Origin of the sequence: Streptomyces sp. Ru72 (assembly GCF_002920635.1) — a bacterium.
GTDB lineage: Bacteria > Actinomycetota > Actinomycetes > Streptomycetales > Streptomycetaceae > Streptomyces.
The window spans coordinates 1-5,292 of sequence record NZ_PQSR01000199.1 but is presented as its reverse complement, the minus strand read 5'-3'; the positions used below and the strand labels follow the sequence as shown (position 1 = coordinate 5,292).

Annotated in this window: 5 protein-coding genes and 2 pseudogenes; 3 read left to right on the top strand and 4 right to left on the bottom strand. The window is 68.4% G+C overall.

What is annotated here, in order from left to right:
• Window positions 1–501 precede the first annotated feature (501 nt).
• From C3488_RS39105 to C3488_RS39100, 3 genes and pseudogenes are all read left to right on the top strand, one after another.
• Window positions 502–1,368, top strand: coding sequence for an NAD(P)H-binding protein (locus C3488_RS39105; RefSeq protein ID WP_181139378.1), 867 nt, complete (start codon window positions 502–504; stop codon window positions 1,366–1,368).
• Window positions 1,369–1,375: 7 nt separating this feature from the next.
• Window positions 1,376–1,474: pseudogene (locus C3488_RS42825) on the top strand (hypothetical protein); the annotation flags it as partial.
• 51 nt (window positions 1,475–1,525) lie between these two features.
• Window positions 1,526–2,122, top strand: a complete 597-nt coding sequence (locus C3488_RS39100) for a LysR substrate-binding domain-containing protein (protein WP_258053920.1) — start codon at window positions 1,526–1,528, stop codon at window positions 2,120–2,122.
• Between the two features lie 779 nt (window positions 2,123–2,901).
• On the opposite strand, the pseudogene C3488_RS39095 reads toward C3488_RS39100, so the two are convergent.
• The 4 genes and pseudogenes from C3488_RS39095 to C3488_RS39080 all read right to left on the bottom strand — a co-directional run.
• A pseudogene (locus tag C3488_RS39095) lies at window positions 2,902–3,258 on the bottom strand (GNAT family N-acetyltransferase); the annotation flags it as partial.
• A gap of 189 nt (window positions 3,259–3,447) precedes the next feature.
• On the bottom strand, window positions 3,448–3,627 hold the full coding sequence (locus tag C3488_RS39090; protein ID WP_103845567.1) for a DUF6191 domain-containing protein: 180 nt from the start codon (window positions 3,625–3,627) through the stop codon (window positions 3,448–3,450).
• A 12-nt stretch (window positions 3,628–3,639) separates the two neighbouring features.
• Complete coding sequence (locus C3488_RS39085; RefSeq protein WP_103845566.1) at window positions 3,640–4,719, bottom strand: ABC transporter permease; 1,080 nt, start codon at window positions 4,717–4,719, stop codon at window positions 3,640–3,642.
• Window positions 4,716–5,292: ATP-binding cassette domain-containing protein (locus C3488_RS39080; protein WP_146068026.1), on the bottom strand; the 577-nt coding region annotated here is incomplete at its 5' end. The genes C3488_RS39080 and C3488_RS39085, both read right to left, overlap by 4 nt.

The following is a 5,292-nucleotide window of genomic DNA, read 5'->3' as shown; positions in this document are numbered from 1 at the left end:
GGAGGCCCCGCCCGCAACTGTGGCCGACGCCTGCGACGTCGGCGTCGCGCCCAGGGACCCGGCCGTGCCGTCGCCCAGCTTGGGCGAGCAGCCGGTCAGCAACAGGAACGTGAACAGGACAGACGACGCGGCGTAGCGGGCGGAAGGCATGACGACCCCTCACGATCAGGTGGTGATTGAGCAGATGCTCCCCCACTGGGCTGTCGCCCTACCGCGCGGGGTGCGGCGCGAAGGCGCACAACGCCATACGCCCCAGACTGCTACAGCCGCGCGGCATAATCAGACCGCATCGGCACCCACGACGTCCTCAACGGCCCCTGACCAAGGCACCGCTTGTGAGTGGGACTGGTTGACCGCGGAACACCAGCAGCCGTCATGGGCGAATTGCCGGATCCTGCCTTCAGAGCTCACAGCCAGAATCTGGAATGATGCTCCACGCCCGAAGTACCGGAAAGTACGGGAAGCACACGGAGCATCACGCCGCCTCGGAATACCTTGGGTATGGCCGAGGCTGAACTGGTCATGGGTGAGATTCTTGTAGTTGGCGCGACCGGCAATGTCGGCCGACATGTTGTTGTCCAACTGCGGGCCGCAGGTGCCGCCGTACGTGCATTGGCGCGTGAGCCCGAGTTGGCCGAGCTACCTGAGGGAGTCAAGGTCGCAGGCGGGGACCTGACCCAGCCGGACACGCTGGAGGGGGCACTGGCCGGGAGCGACACGGTGTTCTTGATCTGGCCGTTCCTTACGACCGAGGGCGCTCCTGCCGTACTGGAGGCGATTGCACGGCATGCCCGCCGGATCGTCTATCTCTCATCGTCGGGTGTGAAGGAAGATGCCGAACGCCAGACCGGCCCGATCAACCAGCTCCACGCCGACATGGAGCGCCTGATCGAGAGATCCGGCGTGGGGTGGACGTTCCTGCGGTCGAACACCATCGCCTCCAACGCGCGCGGATGGGCCGAGCAGATCCGCACCACGCACGTCGTTCGCGGTCCGGACATCGCCGCCACGGCCGTGATCCACGAACGCGACGTCGCGGCGGTGGCGGTACACGCGCTAACCGATGACAGGCATGCAGGCATGGCATACGTCCTGACCGGGCCTCAGGTACTCAGCAGAGCCGAGCAGGTACACGCAATCGGAGAAGCGATCGGCCACGCGACTCGCTTCGAGAAGGTCGCGATAGAGGCCGCACGTCAGCGGATGCTCGCCGACGGCAGGCCACCCGCTCTCGTCGAGGCCCTGTTGGCCAGCGCTGCTACTCGACCGGAATCGAACCTGATCACCACCACGGTGGAAGAGATCACCGGAGTGCCGGCGCGCACGTTCCGCTCATGGGCGGAAGAGCACGCGTACAGTTTCCGCTAGGTCGGATATCGAGTCGCGATCGATCTGCGGTTTTCGCGCTCGTGGCGGGTCCGCCCAGCCCTCACTCAGCCGCGCCATCGCGCGCCTGGAGGCCGAGCTGGGCTCCCCGCTCTTCGACCGGCGGGGCCGCCGTATCCGGCTCAACCATTACGGCACGGTGTTCCTGCGGCACGTCGACCGCGCCCTGAGCGAGCTCGACGACGGCCGCAGAGCCGTCCATGAGGCCCGCGACACGGGGCTCGGCCGCGTCAGCGTCGCCTCCGAGACGCTGCTGACGATCAGTGCGCTGCTCGGCAGCTTCCGGGCCGCCCACCCCCGCGCGGACGTCCGGCTCTTCCAGTCGGACGCGGACGAGATGGACCGCCAACTGCGGGACCGGGAGGTCGACTTCTGCGTCGCCTCGCAGCCGCTGACCGGCACGCACCTGGAGTCGATCGAACTCGTCCGCCAGGAAGTGCTGCTCGGAGTGCCTCGCGGGCACTGGCTCGACGGGCGCGACAGCGTGACCATCCCCGAGATCGCCGACGAACCGTTCGTCACCACCCGGCGCGGCTGGCAACGTGCCCTGCTCAACCAGCTGTTCGCATCGCAGGGCCTGACGCCGGTGCTGTCCTGCGAGGGCGACGAACCGGGCGCCAGCGGGGACCTGATCAGCGCCGGCCTCGGCACCGGCCTCATCCCAGCCATGTCCCGCCAGGTCGGTACGCGCATCCCGCTGGCCTGGGTGCACGTGGACGCACCCGACTGTCACTGAGTGCTCACCTGGTGTGGAACCGCGATGCCCATCTGTCCGAAGGCGCGCTGAAATTCCGGGAGTTCGTCACCAGCAGGTCCTTCATGACCCACCGCCTGCCCGACTCGCCTCGTGTTCGCCAACCGTGAGAGGACGCTGTCGTACATGAGCCGAGTCGCCTCCCGCTACCGGCTCGCGGCCGAGGAACTCATCGGCGCACTCGTGGATGTGGGACGGCGTCCCAGCCTCTTCATCGCGCCGCCCGACGGCAAAGTCGTCTTCAACGCCGAGGCCCGGACGGTGATCGCCGCCTTCTGCCGCATACCCGAAGAACACCTGCGCCGTGCCCTACCGGCCTGGGGCCGGGAGGTTCCCTCGAGCAGGCTGGGAAGCGGGCCGGCCGCCTGGGGCCGGACGCAGCCAAGATTCCGCCGACCGGCCCGGGATGCCGGGCCTGCACCGCGAGGGCCACACAGGGCCAGGAACAAGCACGCCGCTACTGTGGACGTCGAAGTGTGGGCCGCAGCTCCGCCACCGCAGGATCCTGCCGCCTGGGACGACAGGCCGAAGCCGATTTCGAGTCCACGAGCGGACAGCTTGCGGTGTGGTCCATGCACACGGGCCGCATGGACGACGTCATTACGCTGGCCGATGGTCGATTCGGGCAGCTCGAGCGTGTTGAAGGTCGTGAGAGTGGCGTTGTTGTTGCCGTCTTTGTAGCGGGTGAGGTTGCCAGCCGCGTCGTAGCCGAAGCTGGTGGTGATGGTGGAGGTCGTGCTGACGGGTTCGGTCTGCTGGGTCAGGCTTGCGGTGTTCTCCGGGAAGATGCCGGACTGCACCGTCCAGATACCCGCCGCGTCGGTGGAGGCGAGTAGCGCGGTCAGCAGGGCCAGGCCCACCCCACGGCCGCGAGCGTCGGGGAGGACGTAGACGGAGCGTTCGACGACGCCGGCGTACGCGCACCGGTCGGAGACCGGCACCACGGCGGCCCAGCCCACGACCCGGCTGTTCTCGTCCAGGGCGACCAGGCGGTGCTCGTCCAGCTTGGCGGTGTCGAACTTCTCCCAGGTCGGGGCGGTGGTCTCGAAGGTGGCGTTGCCCTCATCGATGCCCAGCTGGTCGATCGCCAGGACCTGATCGGCGTGCTCCGGCCGCATCGGCGCGATGCGCACGCCCGTCTCGGTAGACCTCAGAGCCTGTTCCGGACATGACGGCCAGCATGGGTGACCTGGGGGAGAGCACAAGTCTGCTTCGAGCGCGGGGCGGAGCTGGTCGCGGAGTATGTGCCGCCGAACCTGCAGCAGATCTTGGAGATGACCGTGGCTGATCCAAGCCTGACCTCGAAGTCATGTCCCCGGGTCGGCCGCTTTCAGGCCGATCCTGATGTGGACGATGCCGCTGTCGAGGTCAATCGGCCCACGGCAGGGGTCGCCCTCGCCCTCGTCGTCGCGCATCCACTCCAGACGCTGTCGTTCCTCGTGCTGGTGGCGGGCGCTGGGAAGGAAGACCTCTTCGAGGATGTTCACCGGAAGCTCCGCTCAGCCCGCGCTGAGCCCGGCTCGGCACACAAGTAGCCAGGCGGCGACAAGGGCAAGGAGTCCGAGGCCGAGGTAGCCGGAGGCGATGATGAGGTGGAACTCGGGGATCCTGCTGCCGGGCTGGTACACCGCGTACCTCTGGAAGTGGTTGCGGGCGAAGCAGGAAGTGACAGCCTCGCCCGGGAGCGAGAGGAAGTTCGGGCACGCGTGCTGTACCTGCGCCCAGTTGAGGGCATGCCGGGAGGCGTCGAACAGGTTCACCACATGGTCGGGGCCGACCTGGATGCCGCCGTTGATCACCAGGGCGTTGGTAAACCCTGGGCGGTTCGCCGGGTCGCCGAACGGGAAGAACCGGGACACCGGCGCCTCCAGGGTGGGGAAGTGCCACTGGACGGTCAGCATGAGGCCGACGAAGCCGAGGATCACGGCCATCGCGGCGGGGAGGATGCGCCGGACGGCGGCGCCGAGCGCCACGCCGATCGCGAACCAGGAGACGCCGAACGCGAGCGGGAGCATGCCGGAGTCCAGGAACAGCGACCCGTCGAACATGCTGCCGCCGCCAACGTTGTGGAGCACGTGCGCCAGATGGTCGGCGACCGCGGAGAGCGCTGCGGTCAGTGCCGCGACGAACAGGCCGATCAGGGCGAGCTTGGTCCACAGCCAGCGCACCGGGGAGATGTCCTGGCTCCAGGCGAGCAGCAGGGTGCGCTGCTCGTACTCCCTGGCCAGTAGAGGAACTCCCAGAAATATGCCGATCAGCAGCGGCAGGTACCGCACGCCCAGCAGCAGGTTGTCCGCGACATCGATCGGGCCGGTGAAGCGGGTGTTGAGCGTCTGGAACTGGGGTGAGCCGACGGGACAGAGCGTGTTGTGGCACTGGTGGTAGAGGCTCGTCATGTCGGAGGCGAGGTAGGCCATCCAGCCGGTCAGCGCGGCTGCCAGGACGAGGGAGCCGAGGAGGGTCCAGCGGTGCTGGCGCCAGGTCAGCCATGCCAGGCCGGCGAAGCCCGCGCCCTGCCCGGCGGGTTCAAGACCCGCAGTGCTCTTCTCGACCTGTGTGGCTTGGGTGACTTGAGTCATGCTGCCGCCTCCGAGCCGTGGGGCGCCTGTCCTGACGCCTTGAGATAGGTGAGAACCAGGTCGTCCAGGGAGAGAGGCTGGGCGCTCCAGCCGGGGGCGACGATCGGAGGCGCGGCGGCCGGGTCCGGCAGCCGGACGACGAACGTCGACTGGCGGTCGGTGTGCTGCGCCTGGACGACCGTGCCGGGGCTCGGCGGCTGGTCTGCGCGGGGCCCGCTGAGCCGGGTGTGCTCGGCCAGGAGCTGCTCGACGTCACCGGTCAGAATGGGGCGGCCTGCGGCGAGCAGCAGCAGGTGGTCGCTCACGCCGGCCAGTTCTGCCACGATGTGGGTCGACAGCATCACGGTCATGCCGCTGTCGGCGGCCTCCGCCATCAGCTCGCCGGTCACTTCGGTGCGGGCCACGGGGTCGAGATTGGACAGCGGTTCGTCCAGCAGCAGCACAGTGGGGCGCGATCCCAGGGCGACCGCGAGGGCGACCTGCGTTCGCTGGCCCCCGGAGAGTCGGCTGCAGCGGCGGTTCAGCGGCACCTCGAAGCGGGCCAGCCAGGACAGTGCCCGTCGCTGGTCCCAG